This is a genomic window from Bradyrhizobium sp. AUGA SZCCT0177 (assembly GCF_018130125.1).
GTDB lineage: Bacteria > Pseudomonadota > Alphaproteobacteria > Rhizobiales > Xanthobacteraceae > Bradyrhizobium.
In genome coordinates, this window is the sequence record NZ_JAFCMA010000026.1 from 65,781 (window position 1) to 87,047 (window position 21,267).

The following is a 21,267-nucleotide window of genomic DNA, read 5'->3' on the forward strand; positions in this document are numbered from 1 at the left end:
CGCTGCAGTGCAATGTTGACCGCTGATGGGCCGACCGCCTACCAATTTCGCAGACCACTCCCCCGATACCCCTCATGAAGCGAGAATTCCCATGGATCTGCATTTGCGCGGCAAGCGCGTCCTGATCACCGGCGCCTCCAAGGGCATTGGCGCCGCCGCGGCCGAAGCTTTCGCCGAGGAAGGCTGCGACATCAGGCTGGCCGCCCGCAACGGCGAGCAATTGAAGGCGCTGGCAGATCGCCTGCGTTCGAACCACCAGATCGACGCCTCGGTGCATGTCGTTGATCTGCGTAAGCCGGCCGACACCGAGAAACTGGTGAAGGATACGTCGGACATCGACATCCTCGTCAACAATGCCGGCGATATCCCGGGCGGCTCGATCGACAAGATCGACGAGGCGACCTGGCGTCACGCCTGGGAACTGAAAGTGTTCGGCTACATCAACCTCACCCGCGCTGTTTACGCGCAGATGAAGGCGCGCGGCCACGGCGTCATCGTCAACGACATCGGTGCCGCCGGTGAAAAATTCGACGCGAACTATATCTGCGGCAGCGCGGGCAATGCGGCCTTGATGGCGTTCACGCGTGCATTAGGCGGCAAGAGCCTCGCCGACAACATCCGCGTGGTCGGCATCAATCCCGGCCCCGTCGGCACCGACCGCCACGTCACGCTGCTGAAGACCCGCGCGAAAAACCAGTTCGGCGACGAGAACCGCTACAAGGAATTCCAGAAGGGCCTGCCGCTCGGCCGCCCCGCCCATGCCCGCGAGATCGGTGACCTGATGGCGTTCCTGGCCTCGGACCGTTCGGGATATACGTCGGGCGTGATTTATACAGTCGACGGCGGGATCAGTGCGGGGTGGGGGTAGCGCGATCAACCGCCGTCATTGCGAGTGAAGTTAAGTTCGTCATTCCGGGATGGTGCGCTAGCACCAGACCCGGAATCTCGAGATTCCGGGTTCGATGCTTCGCATCGCCCCGGAATGACGGGCACATCAACCCGCCGTCCTTTCAAACAACTGCATTATCAGCGTCGTGATGCGGCCCGTCGGCGCCATCATCTCGTGCATGATCGAAAAATGGTCGGCGCCGGGAATTTCCTCATAGGTCACCGGCAATCCATGCTTGGCGCGGTGGCCAGCGAAGTCGGCGGTCTGCTTGCGCAGCAGCGGCAGCTCGGCGCTGCCGGCTACCAGCGACAGCGGCTTGAGCGGACCACCTGCCATCATCATCGGCGAGTTACGGTGCGACGTCGCCTCATCGGCCTTCAGTTTCTCGTTGAGATAGCTGTGCCTGATCGGCTCGAGGTCAAAGATGCCTGATATCGCCATCCCGCCCCTCACCTTGGGATGCGACAACGCCATCGAGGTGAGATGGCCACCGGCGGACCAGCCTGACACCACGATATCGTCACCGGCCGCACCGAGCGCCGGCAATTGTCCGGTGAGATAATCGATGCCGGAATGGATTTCGGCGACAATCTCGTCGAGCGTCGCATCCGGCGCAAGCGTGTAGCCAATCAGCGCTACATTGATGCCGTGCGCCATCGGGCCTTCGGCGAACACTGTAAAGGCCTCCTTGGCGCGGGTCTGCCAATAGCCGCCATGGATGAACAGCAGCGTCGGCGCCTTGTCGGCGGCTTTCAGGAAGTCGATCCGGTTGCGCTCGCGCGGGCCGTAGCGGAGGTCGAGTTGGTCGGGGAAGCGCTTGCGCATGTCGGCGGAACGCTGCTCCCAGCCCGCGACCAGCTCGACGGCGCCGGGCACGGCGACGCCATTATTGAAGCCGAGATCGCGGTCTTGCTGGCTCATCGCGCGCCAGTCCAGCGCAGAAAACAATGCCGGCATTCCAAATCTCCAGTGCAGCCACGACGTGGGCGCGTTTCCACTTTGCCAAAAAATGTTCTACAGCACCATTCACGACCAAGAAACTGCGGAGAGAAAAGTGGCTGATCAGGGGCTGGTGCGAGAGACGGCGTGTGCCATCGTTGGCAAACTGAGAGCGGGTGAAGTCACGCCACTCGATCTGCTCGACGTGCTGGAAAAGCGGATCGCCGAAGTCGACGGCCCCGTCAACGCGCTGCCGACGCTGTGCTTCGACCGCGCCCGCGACCGCGCCAAAACGCTGATGAAAAAGCCGGTCGGCGAGCGCGGCCTGCTCGCAGGCCTGCCGATCCCGATCAAGGACCTCACAGCGGTCGAGGGCGTGCTGACCACGCAGGGCTCGCCGATCTACAAGGATAACATCCCGGCGAAATCGGACATTCTGGTCGAGCATCTCGAAAACAGTGGCGGCGTGATCTACGCCAAGTCGAACACGCCGGAATTCGGCGCCGGCGCCAACACGTTCAACGAAGTGTTCGGCGCGACGCGCAATCCCTGGGACACCTCCCGCTCCGCCGCCGGCTCCTCGGGCGGTGCGGCGGTGGCGCTCGCCACCGGAACAGCCTGGCTCGCCCACGGCTCCGACATGGGCGGCTCGCTGCGCAACCCCGCAAGCTTCTGCGGCATCGTCGGGCTGCGGCCGAGCATCGGTCGCGTCGCGCACACGCTCGCGGCCGCGATCGACCGCAACCTCGGCGTCCAGGGCCCGATGGCACGCAATGTCGAAGACGTCGCCTTGCTGCTCGACGCGATGAGCGGTGAACATCCCGGCGATCCCTTGTCGCTGCCGGTGCTGCCGAACTCGTTCCTGTCCGCCGTGCGCGCCGGCAACAAGCCGAAGCGTATCGCCTATTCGGCCGATCTCGGTATCACCCCTGTGGACCCTGAAGTCGCTGCCATTACCCGCAAGGCAGCGCAGCGTTTCGCCGAGCTCGGGGTTATCGTCGAGGAAGCCCATCCGGATCTGCGCGAAGCCCATGAATGTTTCCACGTGCTGCGCGCGTTCGACTTCGCGCTGAGCAAGGCGCAATTGCTGCGCACCAAGCGCGACCAGCTCAAGCCCGAAGTGATCTGGAATATCGAGGAAGGCCTCAAGCTGACCGTCGAGCAGCTCGAGCGCGCCGAAGCGCAGCGCGTCGCGATGACCGCACGCACGCTGGAATTCTTCGACAAGTACGATCTGCTGCTGGCGCCCGCCACCATCGTGGCGCCGTTCCCGGTCGAGAACCGCTACGTCGCCGAGTGCGCCGGCAAGAAGTTCGACAATTATGTCGAGTGGCTCGGCATCGTCTACGCGATCACGCTGGTGTGTTGCCCCGCGTTGTCGCTGCCATGCGGTTTTACGGCCTCGGGCCTGCCGGTCGGACTGCAGATGGTCGCCCCGCCGCGCGGCGAGGCAAAACTTCTCGCCGGCGCCAAGCTGCTGGAAGACATTCTGGGCGTGCGCGGCACCACGCCGATCGAGCCGCGCGCGCCGAGGTAACGCGTCTTTCCCTCAAATCGTCGATGCATCGTCACGAATGAGGTTCCCATATGACCGAAGACCAGGAGCCGCCGCCGGAGAGCAAGCTGACGCGCAGCAAGGAGCGCTGGGCGCGCGAGGGAAAATTCCTCACCGGCAAAGTTACCCGTCCCGATGACCAGCGCTTGCCGCCGGGCCAACATCTGACGCGCGACTGGCCGGTGCTCGATCTCGGCCTGACGCCGAGCATTTCGCGCGAGCGCTGGCGGCTCGACGTCTACGGCGCGGTCGAAAATCCGATCTTCTGGAATTTTGCTGAATTCAGCGCACAACCGCAGACGCAATTCCTGTCCGACATCCATTGCGTCACCACATGGTCGCGCTACGACAATCAATGGGAGGGTCTTTCGACCCGCGACCTGCTGACGGCCTGCCGGCCGCGTGACGAGGCAGCGTTCGTGGTGCTGCATTCGCATGACGGCTACACCACCAACCTTGCGCTGGAGGATTTCGCCGCCGAAAACGCCCTGCTCGCCCACAGCTGGTCCGGCCAGCCGCTGGAGCAGGACCATGGCGGCCCGGTGCGGCTGGTGGTGCCGCATCTCTATTTCTGGAAGAGCGCCAAATGGCTGCAGAGCATCGAATTCCTCGATAAGGACGCGCCGGGCTATTGGGAAGTCCGCGGCTATCACAACCGCGGCGACCCGTGGGCGGAACAGCGTTACAGCGACTGACGCCTTACTGAGCCAAGGGAGAACGCCCGTGCCGACCGAACGCTTTCAATTCACCGGCGAAGGCGGCCATCAGCTTGCCGCGGCGCTGGACAAGCCCGCCGGCGCAATCCAGGCCTATGCGTTGTTCGCCCATTGTTTCACCTGCGGCAAGGATGTGCTGGCGGCCAAACGCATCGCGACCGCGCTAACCGCTCGCGGCATCGCGGTGCTGCGGTTCGACTTCACGGGCTTAGGCTCCAGCGAAGGCGATTTCGCCAACTCGACCTTTACGTCGAATGTCGCCGACCTCGTCCATGCCGCGGATCATCTGCGCGACACTCGGCAGGCACCCACGATCCTGATTGGCCACAGCCTCGGCGGTGCCGCGATCCTCGCCGCGGCCGGGCAAATCCCCGATGCCAGGGCGGTCGTCACCATCGCCGCCCCCTCCGATCCCGCCCATGTCACGCATTTGTTCAGGGATCGCATCGAGGACATTCGCACCCAAGGCAAGGTCGAGGTTCAGCTTGCAGGACGCCCCTTTCACATCAAACGTGAATTCCTCGACGATATCGCCGAACATGGCCTGATGGCGCATGTCGCCAAATTGCACAAGGCGCTGTTGATCATGCATTCGCCGACCGACGACACTGTCGGGATCGACAACGCGACCAATATTTTTGTCGCTGCAAAGCATCCGAAGAGTTTTGTGTCGCTGTCCGGCGCCGATCATCTGCTCAGCAACAAGCGCGACACCGTCTATGTCGCCGACGTCATCGCCGCCTGGGCCGAACGCTATGTCGAACCGCTTCCGGCCCAAGCGGCCGCCGAACTCGGCGAGGTAGCGCGCAATGTCGTGGTGCGCGAGACCCGCGCCAGCAAATTCCAGCAGACCGTCACGTCAGGGCCGCACCAGATGCTGGCCGATGAACCCGTTGCCGCCGGCGGCCAGGACTCAGGGCCCGGGCCGTATGACTTCGTGCTGGCGGGCCTTGGCGCCTGCACCTCAATGACGATGCGGATGTATGCCGACCGCAAATCGCTGCCGCTCGATCGCGTCACGGTGACGCTGCAGCACAAGAAGATCCATGCGGAAGACTGCGCCGAATGCGAAACCCGCGTCGGCATGCTCGACCAGATCGACCGCGTGATCTCGATCGAAGGCGCGCTCGACGCCGAGCAGCGCAAACGATTGATGGAGATTGCCGACAAGTGCCCGGTGCACCGGACGCTGACGTCGGAAATCCGGATCGTGACGAAGGCTGCGGAGTGACGGAGCTAGGCCGTTGCCAGCGGACGCACGCGCAGCGCGCCGCGCAGGCCCAGGGCCGTGCCGATCAGTATTCCAGCAACCGCGATCAGCGAGGCGAGCGCCAGGGTTGAAAAGCCTGACAGGCCCTGCCCGATCGAGCAGCCGAACGCCATCACGCCGCCGGCGCCCATCAGCGCCGCGCCGCTGGCCGAGCGCAGCATGTGGCGCGGCGACTGATAACCTTCCAGGTGGAAACGCCCGGTCGCCAGCGCCGTGATGAGGCTGCCGGCGAGCACGCCGCCAACGGTGGCAATGCCGAAATTCAGCGTCGATCCCGTCGACAGCATGACATATTGCAGGGCATCCGCGATCGGCGCGATGAAGGTCAGCGACACCACCGGCGTCGGATTGAAGTCGTCGGCGCCGAGATAGCCGCTCGCAAACCAGCCCCCCGCCACCAGAAGGCCGATCACAAGACCGGCGGCGACCTGGCCCGGCGATTTCCGGAACGGGGCATGCGCGAAGGCGAAGATGATCAGCGCGGCGCTGACGGCGGAGGCCGCCAGCATGCGCGCCGTGATTTCACTGAGGCCGAACGCCGACAGCAGTGCCGGGACGGAATTGACCGTCGTCGTGGTCTGCGAGGCCTGCACCATCGCGATGCGCGCGGGCGCGATCAGGCCCTTCAGCGTCATCATCGCAAAAATGCCGAGCACGATCACCACCACGAAGGAGCGAAGATTGCCGCGCCCGAGCAGCACCAGCGCGCGCGAGCCGCAGCCGTTCGACATCACCATGCCATAGCCGAACAGCAAGCCACCGAAGAACATCAGCGGCACCGAAAATGATGGTTGCAGGTAAATCGACTTGCCGAGATCGACGAGGCCGGCCGCCGCCAGCAATTGCGTCGATGCCACCGCGACGCCGATCGCGAGCGCGTAGGTGCGGACCAGACGGCCATCGCCTTCCGCCCACCAGCCGCGCAGGCTGGAGAGCATGCAAAAGCCGCTCAACAGGCCGACCGCGCCGTAAACGAGACCGATCAGCAGTCCGCTCAGCACAATGATGTTCGCAGGGCCTTCCACGGCATTTTCCTTAGAGCGTTCGGCGATATCAGCCGCGACAGCATAAATATGCTACAGATTTCACCCTGCTATAGCGGCGCATGCATGGGGGCGTCCACGGCGGGGGCGAACAAAGAATGAAGCTTCCGCGCAGCGGCACAACGAGAGAATAAAACAATCGACCCCAACCGGAATGCGACTGGTTTCGTTCCCGCTGCAACGAGGAAAAAGTTCTGTCCGAGAGGATTTACACCGGGCGCAGGATCACGCGGTCACGCGACGAACCCGCCACCGCGATGAAAGCGGCCTTGGCCTGTTCCAGCGGATAGATCGCGGCCGGCTTGATCGGGAACGGCTTCAGGTGGCCGCTCGCAAAGCCCGGGCCCAATTCCCTGAGCACCGCGCCCGTTGCGACCGACGACAGGCCGAGCGTATCGATGCCGACATAGGTGTGCTGGCCGCGATAGAACTCCAGAATGTTGAACTGCACGATGCGATCGACCGCGGCGATCAGGATCTGGCGCCCGCGCAGCGCCAGCGATTTGTGCGCCGCCTGGAAATAGGGATCGCCGACGGTGTTGAAGACGATGTCGGCACCCTTGCCGTCGGTGAATTCGCGCACACGCGCCGCGACGTCAGTCACGGAAGCATTGATGATTTCGACCTTCGAATTGGCGTGGCCTTCATAAAGTTCGTCCTTGCGGACGACGCCGATCACGCGCGCGCCGTGCCAGCTTGCGATCTGCACCGCCGCCTGTCCGACCTTTCCGTTGACGCCCATCACAAGCACAGTCTCGCCGGCTTTTGGAATGCCGGCGCGGCGCAGCCCTTCCATCGCGGTCACGAAGGGAACGCCGATGCCGGCGGCCTCCTCCCACGAAATGCTTTTGGGTTTCTCCACCACGGCATCGGCTTCGACCACGAGATGCGTGGCATGGGTGCCGTCGCGGCGAATGCCGAGATCGCCGGAAGAGCCGAACACTTCGCGCCCGATCGACCCCGCCGGGCCGTCGATCACGACGCCCGCATAGTCGCGGCCCGGCGTGCGCGGAAACACCGCATAGGACATCAGGCCGGTCGCGGCCTTGACGTCGGACGGATTGACCGCCGCCGCCTTGACCTCGATCAACAGCTCGTTTTCGGCACGCGACAGCGCCCGCGTCTCGACCACGGGCGCAAGCGAAGCCGGGTTCTCCGCCTTCGCCGCCAGCCGGACGCAGCGCGCTTCAACTGTCTGACCAGGTGGTGTGGAGACCGGCTTCATCGATATTCCCTGTGATGTGGGCTTCCAGCGCGATTTGACGCCCGCAGGGATCGTTACACCGTCGCGGCTTCGTCCCATGACTAGCGGACTGCCCGCTGAGTTCAAGAGGCTTGTTGAAGGAAGCCGGCTAGATCTTCGGCGGCGGCGCCGAACCCAGAATGGCTTCGATCGCAAGGCGAGCCCAAGCAGTTTTGTATCGCTGCCGACCGGACCATCGATCTCGAGTCCGACCGGCAGTCCCTCCGGCGTCATTCCAGCATAGAGCGACAGGCCGGGAAGGCCGGCATTGCTGCCGGGATCGGTATTGCGGATCATGGTGTCGAATGTCGGCACCGGCGCGCCGCCATTGATCGACATCTCGCCGGACCCCTTCCCGGCATCGATCAAAGGCGCCGGTGCGATGGTGGTCGGAAACAGAATGCAGTCCAGATTATTGTCGCGGAAGTACGCCTCGTACATTTTCTGCAGCGCGGGCCGATGCACCGTGATGGCATCCTGATAGGCGGCACCGAAGGCGTCGGTGGTGATGGCGCCAAACACGCCCTTGACATCGGGACTGGCGATCCCGGCCACGATGTCGGCCAGCGTGACATCCGTGATGCCGCTCGCCTCGAGATAAGCGGGGATGTCTGCGATCGGTTCGTGCAGCGCCACCGGGAACGACACCTTTGCATCCAGCTCGAACAGGCCAGGCATATCGACATCAACCAGAACGACGCCGGCGTCGGCAAGTTTTGCACGCGCAGCCCTGGTCACGGTTTCGAGGTCACGGTCGAGCCCGCTCCAGAACGCCGCCGGGATGCCGAACCGCTTGCCGCGCAACGGCTCGATCTTTGCCATCGGCGTGGCGGTGATGACGGAATCGAGCAGCGCCACATCCGCGACCGTACGGCCCATCGGGCCCACGGTGTCGCGGGTGTGGCTGATCGGAACCACCAGATTGGCGTCGTCGTAGCGGCGCTGTGCGCCGCCATTGCCGACCGACGGTCGCAGTCCGACAATGCCACAAAGCGCTGCCGGCACGCGGGTCGAACCACCGGTATCGGATCCCAATCCGCAGCTGACGATACCGGCGGCAATCGCCGCGGCTGTTCCACCTGAGGAGCCGCCCGGGATCCGCGTCTTGTCATAGGGATTCTTCACCGGCCCTGCAAATGACGCGAGGTTGGTGCTGGTGATGCCGAACGCCAGCTCGTGCATGTTTGCCTTGCCGATCATGATGGCGCCGGCCTTCAAGAGCCGGTCCCACGACGGCGCATTGCGGCTCGTCCGCGCGTTCCGCAGCGCCGGCGTGCCAGCCGATGTCGGCATGTCTGTCGTGTTGATGTTGTCCTTGACGACGATCGGGAGCCCGGCAAGCGGGAGTGCGCCGCCTGAGCCCTCGTCGATTTCCGCCGCCGCTGCGATGGCCGGATCCTTGTTCAGAATAATCAGCGCATTCAGATCCTTGACCTGTTCGGCGCGCGCGATCGCGGCCTTGGTCACATCGACGGCCCTGATCTTCTTGTCCCTGACAGCGGCAACGATGTCGGCGGCGGTGGTCGGGTTGGAATCAGCCATGCGGAACTCACGTCTCCGAGAGAAGGAAGCGCCAGCCGCAAAGCCGGCCGACGACTTCAGATATCACGGCAAGACGGATCGGGCATGAACACATTTTCAGCTATCTGATGCTATCCCTTCGGCCGCTTGTCGAACACGCGTTTGGCCTTTCCCAGCGATCGCTCCAGGGTCTCGGGGGCGACGGCTTTGATGCGGGCGGTGATACCGATGGTGTTCTTGATGAAGGTTGCGACTTTTTCCGTGTGCGTGGGCAGACCGCTGCCGTCCCAATGTTCGGGACGGGCTTCCGCCAGCACGGTCATTTCGTCCATGCGGCCTTCGCGCGTCAGTTCGATGATGAAATGTCCGCTGCACCAGTCGGTCGCGAGCAAAGCTTCCTCGATCTGGGTCGGGAACACATTGACCCCGCGCAGGATGATCATGTCGTCGGAACGCCCGGTGACCTTTTCCATCCGCCGCATGCCCGGCCGCGCCGTGCCCGTCAGCAGCCGCGTCAGGTCGCGGGTGCGGTAGCGGATGATCGGGAATGCTTCCTTGGTCAGCGAGGTGAACACCAGTTCGCCTTTTTCGCCGTCCGGCAGCACTGCGCCGGTCTCGGGGTCGATCACTTCGGGGTAGAAATGATCCTCCCAGATATGCAGGCCGTCCTTGGTCTCCACGCATTCCTGCGCGACGCCGGGGCCGATCACTTCCGACAGGCCGTAAATATCGGTCGCGTCCATATCAAAAGCCTGTTCGATCTCGACGCGCATCGCGTTGGTCCAGGGCTCGGCGCCGAAGATGCCGAACTTGAGCGAGGATGCGCGAGGGTCGAGCTTCTGCTTCCTGAACTCGTCCAGGATCGCCAGCATGTAGCTCGGCGTCACCGTGATGATGTCGGGCTTGAAGTCATTGATCAGCTGCACCTGCCGCTCGGTCATGCCGCCGGACACCGGCACCACGGTGCAGCCGAGTTTCTCGGCGCCGTAATGCGCGCCTAACCCGCCGGTGAACAGGCCGTAGCCATAGGCGTTATGCATGATCATGCCGGTGCGGCCGCCGGCGGCGCGGATCGAACGCGCCATCACCTCCGACCACACGTCGATATCGGCCTGGGTGTAGCCGACCACGATCGGCTTTCCCGTCGTGCCGGAAGACGCATGGACGCGGACCATTTTCTCGCGCGGCACCGCGAACATGTTGAACGGGTAGTTGTCGCGCAGGTCGGTTTTGACCGTGAACGGAAATTTGGCGAGATCGGAAAGCTGCTTGAAATCGCCGGGGTGCACGCCGGCCTTGTCGAAGGCCTTCTTGTAGTGTGCGACGTTGTCGTAGGCATGCGCCAGCGACCATGCGAGGCGCTTTGTTTGCAGCGCCACGATCTCGTCGCGGGAGGCGCGCTCCACCGAGTCCAACTCGGCGCGGTAGCCGCCTGCACTGGATTGAAGCCTGGTCGAAGCCATCGCGCGTTTCCTCAAAGATCGTTTTTGTTTTATTTTATCGTGGTACCGGGCAGCCACGTACCACCGATGGTTCGGGAATGACCGCGGAATTCCGCGATCACAACGTCACCAGCGGTGACCTGCACATCGTAGATGCCCGACCTGCCGCTGCGGGAGATCTCGCGCGCGCTCGCCACCAGCACATCGCCGAGCTTGCCGGGCCGGATGAAGGTGACATGGCACTGCGCCGCGACCGCGCGCTCGTTGTGGGTGTTGCAGGCAAAAGCAAAAGTGGAATCCGCCAGCGTAAAGATGAAGCCGCCATGGGCGATGCGCTGGCCGTTGACCATCTCCGGCCTGACCGTCATCGAAAGCGTTGCCCGGCCCGGCCCGATCTCGACGATCTGCATGCCGAGGCCCTTGCTGGCGTCGTCCTCCTTCCACATCGCGTCCGCACAGGCGCGCGCGAGGCCGTCGGGCGATAGCGCGGCATTGACGTTCACTGCGGTCTCCCTGTCGTCGGGCCTGTTGCAACCGGCCTCTTTCATTCGGGTAGTCTAGCCGTCGCACCGTCAAACGCGACGGCTTTGTTCACACGTGGTCGTAATCCACCACGACCCTGTCCGACACCGGCCGCGCCTGGCAGGTGAGGATGAACCCCGCCTTCAGTTCCCACGGCTCCAGCGAATAATTCACTTCCATCTGCGCGTCGCCCTCGACCAGCTTGGCGCGGCAGGTCGAGCACATGCCGCCCTTGCAGGCAAACGGCAGGTCCATGCCGGCGCGGAGCGCGGCGTCCAGAATGGATTCGTCCTCGGCGACCGGCACCTCGCGGCGCTTGCCGTCGATCACGAGCGAGGCCAGCGCCTTCGGCGGCGCCGATGTCTCGACGATCTTTTTGGCGCGCGGCTTGCCGCCAAACTCGGAGACGAAGCGCTCGACGTGAATGCGATCCTCGGCAACGCCGATCTCGCGGCAGGTGTTTTCGATGTCCTCGCTCATGCCCAGGGGGCCGCAAACGAAGACGTGATCAACACTCGACGCCGGTACCAGCGAACGCAGCAACACGCGAACCTTTTCGCCGTCGAGCCGGCCGTGCAGGATCGGGATGTCCTGCTCCTCGCCGGAGATCACGTGAAAGACGGAGAACCGCTGCATGAAGCGGTCTTTCAGTTCCTCCAGAGCCTCGCGGAACAGCATGCTCGATGTCGAGCGGTTGCCGTAGAACAGGAAGAAGCGGCTGTTCGGTTCGCGCGCCAGCACGCCCTTGACGATCGACAGGATCGGCGTGATGCCCGATCCCGCGGCAAAGCCGACATAGACCCGTGCTTGATCGGGCGCATGCGCGACGCCGAAGCGCCCCGTCGGCGTCATCACGTCGAGCTCGTCGCCGGCTTTCAGTTCATCCGCCGCCCAATTCGAAAACGCACCGCCATCGACCTTCTTCACCGCGATGCGCAATTCGCCGTCGTCGGGGCCGGAGCAGATCGAATAGGAACGGCGCACTTCCTCGCCGTCCATGGTCGTGCGCAGGGTCAGATATTGACCGGGTGTAAAGCTGTAGTCGCCTGATAGCTCCGCGGGTATCGCAAAGCTCAGCGATACCGCATCCGGCGCTTCGCGGCGCAGGTCGTTGACGGCAAGACGGTGGAAGCGGGGTGTCAGGGACATGATCAATGACACTTGAAATAGTCGAACGGTTCGCGGCAGCTCTTGCAGCGCCACAGCGCCTTGCAGGAGGTCGAACCGAACTCGGAGAGGACTTCCGTATTTCCCGAGCCGCATTGCGGACACGAAACCTGCTGCTCACCGAACAGCGCGCGGCGCGAATTTGAAGCCTGTGGCGGTGCGATGCCGTATTCCCTTAGCTTGCGGCGGCCGTCCTCGCTCATCCAGTCGGTGGTCCAGGCCGGTGACAGCACGGTGCGGATTTTGGGCCGCGCAATGCCGGCGCGTTCCAGCGCCAGCTCGATTTCCAGCGCGATCATGTTCATCGCCGGGCAGCCGGAATAGGTCGGCGTGATCGCGACCTCGACATGGCCGTCACTGACGGCGACCTCACGCAGCACGCCGAGATCGGCAATGGTGAGCACCGGAATCTCGGGATCAACCACTTGGGCGGCCGCATCCCAGGCGCGCCGGCGCAAATCAGCATCGCTGAGCGAGGCGGTTACCATGTCGCCCCCGGAAACGTGCGCGGCAGCGACTGCAATTCGCTGAGAAGATGGCCGAGATGTTCGCTGTGCCGCCCGTCGCGGCCGCCCTGCTGCATCCAGTTGTTGTCAGGCAACGCCAGTGTTGCCTCATTAACGACGCCGGACACGGTCTTGAGCCATGGCGCGTGCAATTTGGCGGGATCGATCGCGATGCCGGCGTCGATCAGGCCGCGCTCGCTGTCGTCGAGATGGAACATCTCGCCGGTATAGGCCCAGAGATCGTCGATCGCGCTCTGCGCGCGCCGGTGGCTCTCCTCGGTGCCATCGCCGAGCCGCACCATCCATTCCGATGAATGCCTGACGTGATAGGCGCTTTCCTTTTCGGACTTCGCCGCGATCGCAGCCAGGGTCGGATCGCTCGATTGCATCATCGCGCGCCAATAAAGATCCGCGAAGGCCGCATAGAAGAACTGCCGCACCATGGTGCGCGCGAAATCGCCGTTCGGCTGTTCCAGCAGCAGCAGATTGCGGTACTGCCGGACGTCGCGCAGATAAGCGAACTTGTCCTCGTCATTGTCCCGGCCTTCGACCTTGGCGGCGTAAGCATAAAGCTCGCGCGCCTGCCCGAGCAGATCGAGGCCCATATTGGCGAGCGCCATGTCCTCTTCCATCATCGGCGCGTGGCCGCACCATTCCGACAGCCGATGGCCCAGAATCAGCGCATCGTCGGCGCGGCGCAGCGTGTAGAGCACCAGCGGGGTTTCGGAGACCTGGATCGAGGCGACAGCCATCACATATGCCCGACTTCATCAGGCACGTCGTAAAACGTCGGGTGCCGGTAGATCTTGGATTCCGCGGGCTCGAACATCATGCCCTTCTCGGAGGGATCGGATGCCGTGATCGCGTTCGACGGCACCACCCAGATCGAGAGGCCCTCGCCGCGGCGGGTGTAGATGTCGCGCGCGGCCTGCAACGCCAGCGTGGTGTCGGCGGCGTGCAGCGAGCCGACATGCTTGTGCGCGAGCCCATTGCGGCTGCGGATGAAGACTTCCCAGAGCGGCATGTTCGGCGTGGCCATGATGATCTCCCTATTCCGCCGCTTGCGCGTGCTGGCGCTGCTTGCGCTTCTCCGCATAGGCAGTCGCCGCTTCGCGCACCCAGGCGCCGTCGTCATGCGCCTTGCGCCGCGCCGCCAATCGGTCGCGATTGCAGGGGCCGTTGCCGGCGAGCACCTGATTGAATTCTTCCCAGTCGATCGCGCTGTATTCCCAGTTGCCGTTGGCATTTTGTTTCATGCCGGGATCGGGAATCGTTAAGCCCAGGAATTGCGCCTGCGGCACGGTGGCATCGACGAATTTCTGGCGCAGCTCGTCGTTCGAAAAGCGCTTGATCTTCCACTTGGTTGAGGTGTCCGAGTGCTGGCTTGCCTTGTCGGGCGGGCCGAACATCATCAGCACCGGCCACCACCAGCGATCGAGCGCGCTCTGCGCCATCGCCTTCTGCTCTTCGGTGCCCTTCGACAGCGTCACCATGATCTCAAAGCCCTGGCGCTGATGAAAGGATTCTTCCTTGCAGACGCGGATCATCGCGCGCGCATAGGGGCCATAGGAACAGCGACACAGCGGAATCTGGTTCATGATCGCCGCGCCATCGACCAACCAGCCGATCGCGCCGATGTCAGCCCAGGTCAGCGTCGGATAGTTGAAGATCGAGGAGTACCTCGACTTCCCCGCCAGCATCAAATCGACCAGCTCTTCGCGCGAGGTGCCGAGCGTTTCGGCGGCGGCATAGAGATAAAGCCCGTGGCCGCATTCGTCCTGCACTTTGGCGAGCAGCGCCGCCTTGCGACGCAATGACGGCGCGCGGGTGATCCAGTTGCCTTCGGGCAGCATGCCGACGATTTCGGAATGGGCGTGCTGGGAAATCTGGCGCGTCAGCGTCTTGCGGTAAGCGGCCGGCATCCAGTCGTTCGGCTCGATGCGCTCGTCGGCATCGATGCGCGCCTGGAAGTTTGCGGAACGTGCGGCGTCCTCGATGTGGCTGTTATCGCCATCGGACGTATTGAGCGCCTGCGTGTACATGGCCGACCTCCCCGTATGTTCTTTCCTCCAACATATAACATAAAAATACGAATGCAAGTTATTTTTGTAACATGTTTACGTCCCGTCGAACCGGCGCGCCAGCGCCCCGCCCGGCTTCGGCAACGGCCCGTTTTCGTTGGTCGCGTGGTCGTCAAGCCATTGTTCCGACGCAGCAAGCAGCCCGCGATAGATCTCGCCGCAGAGCCGTCGCGCCGCCCTGCCCGGCCAGTCGCGGGGCAAAAGCGGTGCCGGCAGCAGCGGGTCGCGCAGCACGACGCGGCGGTAATGGTGGATCAGCAGAATCCGCGCGGTGAAGGCATCCGTGTCGGAAAGAATCTCGCCGCGGCCGATCGAGGCGCGGAGCGGCTCAAAGGTTTTCATGAATTTCAGATAGGCGTCGGCGGTGCGCTGAAGCGGCCAGCTTTCGCTGAGCAGGCGCCGGCCGCTGTCGTCCTCGGCGGAGACTTCCAGGCGGATCGCGCCCGCGGCTTCCTCCGGAACCGGTACGCCTGACGGTGCGACCCAGACGCCCGGCAGCGGACTGCCGAAGCCGGCATTCTTCAACGCATCGCGCGATGCATCGCGGTCCCCGCCATTGCCGATCAGGAGCAACTCAAACCGCCCGGTCCAGTCGGATGGCGGCGGATCGTAGATGTGCTTGGTGGCGGTATCGAAGGTCTGCCGCCCCTTCTTGTCGAGCCGGTAAAAACTGTTGCGGCCGACCTTGTTGCGCTCGAGCCAGCCGTCGCTCGCGAGCCGCGACATCGCGGTGCGGACGACGCCGCTGTCGATGTCGATCGCGGCAAAGAATTCCAGCAGCGTGCCGAGCCAGACCGAACCGCCGCGCGGCACGATGGCATCGCCGAATACGGTGATGACGATCGAACCGGTGCGCGACGGTTCGCGCTTGAGCTGTTCGACGATGCGGGCAAGCGGCTGCGGCATGCGTCAAGGCATACCGCGTTTTGCGGATTCACGAAAACGCCGGCGCGAGGCCGGCGTTCTGAATTAGCTATCGGTAACCCGATTACCTATCCGGGTTCGGATAAACCATGCTGCGCCAGCCGCTGCGGTCGAACGGGGCCCATTTGCCTTCCGGCTGCGCCAGACGGTCGGCGACCGCATAGACCACGGCGGGGTGATGACCCATGCCGCAATGGCTGCTTTCGACCTCAATGCTCTCCGACGTCGCGCTGGTCTGCTCCCTGCAGCCCTGCCAGGCGCAGATGCCGTCGGTACGGCTGAAGATCGCGGTGGTCGGCACCGGCGGCGTGCCCGCCAGCGCCCCGCCGAAACGCGTGTCCTCTTCGTCGGCGCGGCGGCCGCTCGCCATTTCATAGACGCGCCAGGCATTCGTCGCCTTCGGGCCGGCCGCGAACGGGCTGCCGAGCGTGATCACCGAGCGTACGCGCTCCGGCATCATCTTGGCGAGCTGACGCGCGTAAAGGCCGCCAAGGCTCCAGCCGACGAGGCTGACCTTCTGGCCATGCGTGTCGTTCAATTCGTGGACGAGATCGACCATCGCGTGCTGCACGCCCTGGCGCAGACCGAGATTGCGGCCCTGGCGCCAGCCGCTGACGGCATAACCGCGGCTCTTCAGGAAGCTGCGCAGCGGACGCGTCGAGGTGTCGGAAGCCACAAGACCGGGCAATACCAGCACCGGATGCCCGTCGCCTCGCGGCGCCAGACTCAGGAGCGGCAAGGCACCAAGGAAAGCCCCCAGTTCGGAAATCGCCCGCCCCTCCAGAAACATCAGGGTTCTGGACGGCGGACGAAGCGTCTGCGCAGCAACGGACATCATATCTCCTCTCGGGCTCGGCCCCTTAATTTGCGGCAGCCGGCCACTGGTTCAGTGGGAAGACGAAAGCCTGGTAGAATCGTTCCGCAACGCAACATTATTTCGTAAAAAGCTAAGGAACCGGAATTCTTCTTTCAACGGCCTACTTCACACTTGTGACAACTAAAAACGTGGACGTGATGAATTAGTCACACGAGCCGCAGCAGGTACTCGAGGGTGTAAAGCACCAATCCTGCAAGCCCGCCGATCAGCGAGCCGTTGAAGCGGATGTATTGCAGGTCGCGGCCGATGTTGATTTCGATCAGCGCGATCAATTGCCCCATGTCCCAGGATTTGACCTGATCGGAGATGAAGGTGGAGACGCCGCTCTTCTGTTCGGCAACCACACTGCGCAGCACGGCGACCAGACCCTGGTTGATCTCGGCCCGCATTTCGGCGTCAGCGGCCAGCGCCTCGCCTGCCGTTACGAACATGCGCACGAGATATTGCTCCAGCACCTGCGTCTCGCCTGACGCGCTGCGCTCGAAGAACGATCGCGCATTCTCCCAGATGTGGCGCGCGAGGCTGTTCAGTTCGGGGCGCGCCAGGAGATCGCGCTTCAGCCCCTGGATGCGCTCGGCATAGGCCGGATCGCTGCCGAGCCGGTCGACGAAGGTCAGCACCATGCGGTCGAACTCGTCGCGGAACGGATGCTTGGGATCGTTGCGCACTTCCTCGAAGAACGCGGTCGCCGACGCCACGATCTTGTTCACCAGGAACCGGTCGGCGCGATAGAGTTTTAGCAGCGTCGGCAATTCGTCGCGGATCTTCTCGCGGATCATCGCCATGGTCTCGGCCTGCGTCAGCGATTGATGCACCGCGCGCATGATGTCGTCGAGCAGGCCCTGGTGCCGGCCTTCCTTCACGAAGGTGCGCAGCGTGCCGGCCGCGAGCGGCGCCAGATCGATCGACATCAATTGCGAGGTGATGCGGCGGCTGACAAAGGTCATCAGGCCGGAATTCTCCGTGGCCGCAACCGCTTCCGGCAACAGCCGCAGTGCAAAGCGCGCCAGATCCTCGCTGCGCTTGCGGTCGCGCAGCCAGTCGGCGATGAACGAGCCGAAATCGATCTGCCGCAACTTTGCTTCGACCGGGGCCGCTTCCAGAAAATGCTGCTCGATGAATTCGCCAAGCTTGTCGGCGATGCGGTGCTGGTTGCTCTGGATGATTGCGGTGTGCGGGATCGGCAGACCCAAAGGCCTACGAAACAAGGCAACCACCGCATACCAGTCGGCAAGGCCACCGATGGTGGCGGCCTCCGCAAAGGCCGCGACGAAGCCGAACGCCGGGTGGATCGGCAGCAGCGCCCTCGCCGCAATGAAGATCGCAAACGTCGCCGCCAGCACCAGCGTCGCCAGCAGTTTGACCCGCCGCAGTTCGGCAGCCCGCTGCGCGTCGGCAGGCGTGTCTACGACGAATGTGCGGGGGACGGTCATGGCGGCTTTCGGAAGACTCCTCGGGATCGAGGATAGCAGCTTCCGTCATTGCGAGCGTAGCGAAGCAATCCACGCCTCGGCAAAACCCGGCATGGATTGCTTCGTCGCTTCGCTCCTCGCAATGACGGAGGAGAGACCATTGATTTATGGAGGCTTCAGACAAAAAGAAGGCCCGCCTAGGCGGGCCTTCCAAAAGGGCAGTTGGCAGATCGCGATCAGGCGGTCTTGCTGTAGACCTTGGAGAAGTTGTCCTGAGCGGTCTTGGCGCTGTCGGCGACGAGCTTGCCGAGATATTCTGACGTGGCCTTTGCCCGCGAGACGAACACTTCGCCACGCGCACGGACCATGTCCGACTGGATCTGGGCGGCTTCGCTCAGCGACTTGGCCGAAGCGAGCTTGTCGATGCCGGCGAAAAACGCTTCCGCGTCCTGATAAAACGCCTGCTGGATGTTGCGGCTGATCTTGGCAGCCTCGGAAACCGAACCGGCAACGGCGGTCTCGATGGCAGCGGTCACCTTCTCGGAACCGGCATGCATGTCGGCGGCGCGAACCTTCGCGGTCTCGGCCTGCTTCTTCACGAACTCACGGGCAGCTTCCGGAACTTCCAGGTTCTGGAGCTTGGTGAACGCCTCGGTGACGGGCGCGAAGGCTTCCTTGACGGTGTTCAGCACGGAATTGGTTTCGGTGGTCATGGGGGTCTCTCCATCCTCAGGTTTGAGCTATGGGCTCACCCCGTCCGGAGTGGCCCGGGGCGAGATCGTTGTGCCATAGTTAATGTTGCGGCGCAATATCGATGTTGCATCGCGACATCACGAATGCGTGATGAGCCTCAATGATGAGCGGTTTGCCTAGGGAACCAGCAAAAGTTCCACTTTCGTCTAATGCCGAACGGCCGGCTTTGGTGCCGGACGGCCCGCTTTAGTGCCGGGCGGCCACCCTCTAGTGCTGGACGGCGCCTGGAAGCCCGTAGGCCTCCAGCTGGGCTCGCACCTGCGCCACATTGTGCCCGAGCACGACAATGTCATGCTTCTTGCCGTCGACGTCCCGGACGTGGTCCCGCAACAGGGCCTCGGCCTTGAAACCGAGGCTCTCGAACAGCGCGATCGCTGCCTGCTGGTCGACCGTCATCTGCACCGAGAGCTTTTCCAGGCCGGCGCCCAGCGCCAGCGCAAAGGTCTCCTGCGACAGCGCCCGGCCGACGCCCTGCCCGCGCACGTCCTGCGACACCACCATCCGGATCTCGCCGACATGCTGCGACCAGGAATGCGGGTCGCGCACCAGCGTGCCGCAACCGACCACCGCGTCGCCCTTCACGGCCAGCAGGCTCGTGATCTGCCCGCGCTCGATCTCGTTGATCCAGGCCGACAGCACCTTGGGCTGGCTGATGTTGCGCGGCAGGAACAGCAGATCATGCGTCGGCAGTTTTTGCGCGAAGGCCAGCACCGCGGCCTCGTCGGCGCGGGACATCAGGCGGAATTCGATCTCGCCGGCGTCGGTCTTGACGTGGCGCGGATAGGAACGTGTTTCACTCATGTTGATCTCTTACCTAACCAGTTGTCCAGTTTCGGCCATAGCCGCTTGATCGCATTGGCGCCGGCGACGACGCTGACATGGCCGCCCTTCAGGACCACCTCTTCCTTGTCGGACGAACCGACCTTGGCGATCAGGTGCTTGGCCGCGTCATAGGGCACGATGTGATCGTGCTCGGCGACCGCGTGCAGGATCGGCACCTTGATGTCAGCGATATTGGCCGCACGCCCGCCGACCGTCATGGTGTCGTTGTAGAGCTTGTTGTCCCACATCAGGTCCTTGGTGATGGCGCGGAAATACTCGCCCGCCAGCGGCAACGTGTCGGTGCCCCAGCGATCCATCATCCGGTAGGCCTTGACGTATTCGTCGTTCCAGATGTTCTCCCACAAATTCACCTGGCTGACCGCGCGCGACGCCGGCCGCAGCATTTCGAACGAAGACAGGATCATTTCCGGCGGCACATTGCCGATGCTGTCGACGAGGCGATCGACATCGAAATAGCGCCGGTCCGAGAAATTCGAGAACAGCTTCATCTCGCGGAAATCGATCGGCGTGGTGAAGCAGATCAAATTCTTCATCGGTCCGTCGTTGAAGATCGAGCCGTACAGCAGCGACAGCACGCCGCCGAAGCAATAGCCGATCACGGTGACGTCTGTTTCACCGGAATCCTGCTGTACGCGGCGGACGCAATCCGGGATGAAGTCGAGGACGTAATCCTCCATCCGCAGCGATTTTTCCTCCGGTTTCGGCGCGGTCCAGTCCATCATGTAGACGTCGTAGCCGCGCTTGAGCAGGAATTCGATAAAACTCTGGCCGGGCACCATGTCGAGGATGTAGCCGCGGTTGGTGGTCGCCATCACGATCAGGATCGGCACGCGGTAGATTTCGTCCGCGATGGGCCGGTAGTGATAGAGGTTCAGCGTGCCGCGGCTGAGCAGCACGTCCTTCGGCGTCGAACCCAGCGCGGGGCCCGACGAGGAGATGTATTCGACGCCCTTGATGCTGCGCTGGATCGCGCGCTGCACCTCGGACTGGATCCGCTCGGGAATCGACGCCAGATCGAGGGCTGCTGCGGGCGCGTTCATTTTTGCTCTCCCTCCGACGGGGGACGCTTGGTGCGCGGCGGCCGCGCCGCGCCATAGCCGCCTTCAGGCGCCAGCGAATTGTGATGGATCTGGTGCAGCATCGCCTTGATCTCGTTGAGCTGGCCTTCGATTCCCTGGATGCGCTCGGCCATGCCGACCATTTGCGCCCGGCTCGGCAGGTTCATGCTGACGAGATACTTCTCCATCAGCTCGCCGAGCTGCTTCTGCGCGCCGGCCGAGACGCCGCCGACCTGATTCATCACTTTTGAGAATTCGGGCGAAGCCATCGCCTGGTTGGCAAAGGAGTTGAACCCCTTCTCCATCTCCCCGATCATCGTCTGCCAGATCACGGCAGGATCATTGCCTTTGTCGGCCATTGGCGCCCTCCCTTGGTTACGAGCGCTTTGCCACGCCTCGGATATTATTCCGCCATACCACACCGTTGCGGCGTGGCGGTCAACCGGGCGACGTCGCGTTTTCAAGCGAAGCGGGTAGCGGTTCGCGTCTGGAAAACGCGTCAGAAC

The 21,267-nt window shown here is 63.4% G+C and carries 21 protein-coding genes and 1 pseudogene; 4 read left to right on the plus strand and 18 right to left on the minus strand.

Features of this window, described 5'->3' with window-relative positions; genetic code table 11:
- Positions 1–91 precede the first annotated feature (91 nt).
- A complete protein-coding gene (locus JQ597_RS26940; RefSeq protein ID WP_212268390.1) occupies positions 92–868 on the plus strand; it encodes an SDR family oxidoreductase in 777 nt (258 codons plus the stop codon).
- 126 nt (positions 869–994) lie between these two features.
- Here the strand turns inward: JQ597_RS26940 and JQ597_RS26945 are convergent, their stop codons facing one another.
- Positions 995–1,846, minus strand: a complete 852-nt coding sequence (locus JQ597_RS26945) for an alpha/beta hydrolase (RefSeq protein ID WP_212268392.1) — start codon at positions 1,844–1,846, stop codon at positions 995–997.
- Between the two features lie 52 nt (positions 1,847–1,898).
- Here JQ597_RS26945 and JQ597_RS26950 point away from each other — a divergent pair, with 52 nt between their 5' ends.
- From JQ597_RS26950 to JQ597_RS26960, 3 genes are read left to right on the plus strand one after another with little or no spacing between them, the layout of a single operon-like run.
- Positions 1,899–3,365 carry an amidase gene (locus JQ597_RS26950; RefSeq protein WP_212268394.1) on the plus strand — a complete coding sequence of 489 codons (1,467 nt, stop codon included), beginning with the start codon at positions 1,899–1,901 and terminating at the stop codon, positions 3,363–3,365.
- 50 nt (positions 3,366–3,415) lie between these two features.
- Positions 3,416–4,078, plus strand: a complete 663-nt coding sequence (locus JQ597_RS26955) for a sulfite oxidase-like oxidoreductase (protein ID WP_212268396.1) — start codon at positions 3,416–3,418, stop codon at positions 4,076–4,078.
- Positions 4,079–4,106: 28 nt separating this feature from the next.
- A complete protein-coding gene (locus tag JQ597_RS26960) occupies positions 4,107–5,330 on the plus strand; it encodes a bifunctional alpha/beta hydrolase/OsmC family protein (RefSeq protein WP_212268398.1) in 1,224 nt (407 codons plus the stop codon).
- A gap of 5 nt (positions 5,331–5,335) precedes the next feature.
- Here the strand turns inward: JQ597_RS26960 and JQ597_RS26965 are convergent, their stop codons facing one another.
- From JQ597_RS26965 to JQ597_RS27040, 17 genes and pseudogenes are all read right to left on the minus strand, one after another.
- On the minus strand, positions 5,336–6,307 hold the full coding sequence (locus JQ597_RS26965; RefSeq protein ID WP_502754655.1) for a YeeE/YedE family protein: 972 nt from the start codon (positions 6,305–6,307) through the stop codon (positions 5,336–5,338).
- A 313-nt stretch (positions 6,308–6,620) separates the two neighbouring features.
- Entirely contained in the window at positions 6,621–7,637 is a 1,017-nt protein-coding gene (locus JQ597_RS37810; RefSeq protein ID WP_249148235.1) for a quinone oxidoreductase family protein, read from the minus strand.
- A 183-nt stretch (positions 7,638–7,820) separates the two neighbouring features.
- Positions 7,821–9,197 (minus strand): annotated as a pseudogene (gene iaaH / locus JQ597_RS37815) (indoleacetamide hydrolase); the annotation flags it as partial.
- Positions 9,198–9,307: 110 nt separating this feature from the next.
- Positions 9,308–10,639, minus strand: coding sequence for a phenylacetate--CoA ligase PaaK (gene paaK / locus JQ597_RS26975; protein WP_212268403.1), 1,332 nt, complete (start codon positions 10,637–10,639; stop codon positions 9,308–9,310).
- A 29-nt stretch (positions 10,640–10,668) separates the two neighbouring features.
- Entirely contained in the window at positions 10,669–11,121 is a 453-nt protein-coding gene (gene paaI / locus JQ597_RS26980) for a hydroxyphenylacetyl-CoA thioesterase PaaI (protein ID WP_212268405.1), read from the minus strand.
- Between the two features lie 88 nt (positions 11,122–11,209).
- The gene (paaE, locus tag JQ597_RS26985) at positions 11,210–12,289 is read right to left on the minus strand and encodes a 1,2-phenylacetyl-CoA epoxidase subunit PaaE (RefSeq protein ID WP_212268407.1); all 1,080 of its coding nucleotides are present in this window, start codon (positions 12,287–12,289) and stop codon (positions 11,210–11,212) included.
- Positions 12,290–12,291: 2 nt separating this feature from the next.
- A complete protein-coding gene (gene paaD / locus JQ597_RS26990; RefSeq protein WP_212268409.1) occupies positions 12,292–12,795 on the minus strand; it encodes a 1,2-phenylacetyl-CoA epoxidase subunit PaaD in 504 nt (167 codons plus the stop codon).
- Positions 12,789–13,565: a 1,2-phenylacetyl-CoA epoxidase subunit PaaC gene (paaC, locus tag JQ597_RS26995; RefSeq protein WP_212268411.1), complete on the minus strand. Its 777-nt coding sequence runs from the start codon at positions 13,563–13,565 to the stop codon at positions 12,789–12,791. The genes paaD and paaC overlap by 7 nt, the downstream gene beginning before the upstream one ends.
- Positions 13,565–13,852 carry a 1,2-phenylacetyl-CoA epoxidase subunit PaaB gene (gene paaB, locus JQ597_RS27000; protein WP_192737264.1) on the minus strand — a complete coding sequence of 96 codons (288 nt, stop codon included), beginning with the start codon at positions 13,850–13,852 and terminating at the stop codon, positions 13,565–13,567. Before paaB ends, paaC begins: the two co-directional genes overlap by 1 nt.
- A gap of 10 nt (positions 13,853–13,862) precedes the next feature.
- Positions 13,863–14,855 carry a 1,2-phenylacetyl-CoA epoxidase subunit PaaA gene (paaA, locus tag JQ597_RS27005; protein ID WP_212268413.1) on the minus strand — a complete coding sequence of 331 codons (993 nt, stop codon included), beginning with the start codon at positions 14,853–14,855 and terminating at the stop codon, positions 13,863–13,865.
- A gap of 75 nt (positions 14,856–14,930) precedes the next feature.
- Complete coding sequence (gene paaX / locus JQ597_RS27010; protein ID WP_212268415.1) at positions 14,931–15,800, minus strand: phenylacetic acid degradation operon negative regulatory protein PaaX; 870 nt, start codon at positions 15,798–15,800, stop codon at positions 14,931–14,933.
- Between the two features lie 82 nt (positions 15,801–15,882).
- Positions 15,883–16,653 (minus strand): esterase/lipase family protein, encoded by a 771-nt coding sequence (locus tag JQ597_RS27015; RefSeq protein ID WP_212268417.1) that lies wholly within the window; start codon positions 16,651–16,653, stop codon positions 15,883–15,885.
- 188 nt (positions 16,654–16,841) lie between these two features.
- On the minus strand, positions 16,842–18,128 hold the full coding sequence (locus JQ597_RS27020; protein ID WP_212268419.1) for a DUF445 domain-containing protein: 1,287 nt from the start codon (positions 18,126–18,128) through the stop codon (positions 16,842–16,844).
- Positions 18,129–18,343: 215 nt separating this feature from the next.
- Complete coding sequence (locus JQ597_RS27025; protein ID WP_212268421.1) at positions 18,344–18,820, minus strand: phasin; 477 nt, start codon at positions 18,818–18,820, stop codon at positions 18,344–18,346.
- A 247-nt stretch (positions 18,821–19,067) separates the two neighbouring features.
- Positions 19,068–19,661 (minus strand): GNAT family N-acetyltransferase, encoded by a 594-nt coding sequence (locus JQ597_RS27030; RefSeq protein WP_212268423.1) that lies wholly within the window; start codon positions 19,659–19,661, stop codon positions 19,068–19,070.
- A complete protein-coding gene (locus JQ597_RS27035) occupies positions 19,658–20,743 on the minus strand; it encodes an alpha/beta fold hydrolase (protein WP_212268425.1) in 1,086 nt (361 codons plus the stop codon). Before JQ597_RS27035 ends, JQ597_RS27030 begins: the two co-directional genes overlap by 4 nt.
- Positions 20,740–21,120, minus strand: coding sequence for a hypothetical protein (locus JQ597_RS27040; RefSeq protein ID WP_212268517.1), 381 nt, complete (start codon positions 21,118–21,120; stop codon positions 20,740–20,742). Before JQ597_RS27040 ends, JQ597_RS27035 begins: the two co-directional genes overlap by 4 nt.
- Positions 21,121–21,267 lie beyond the last annotated feature (147 nt).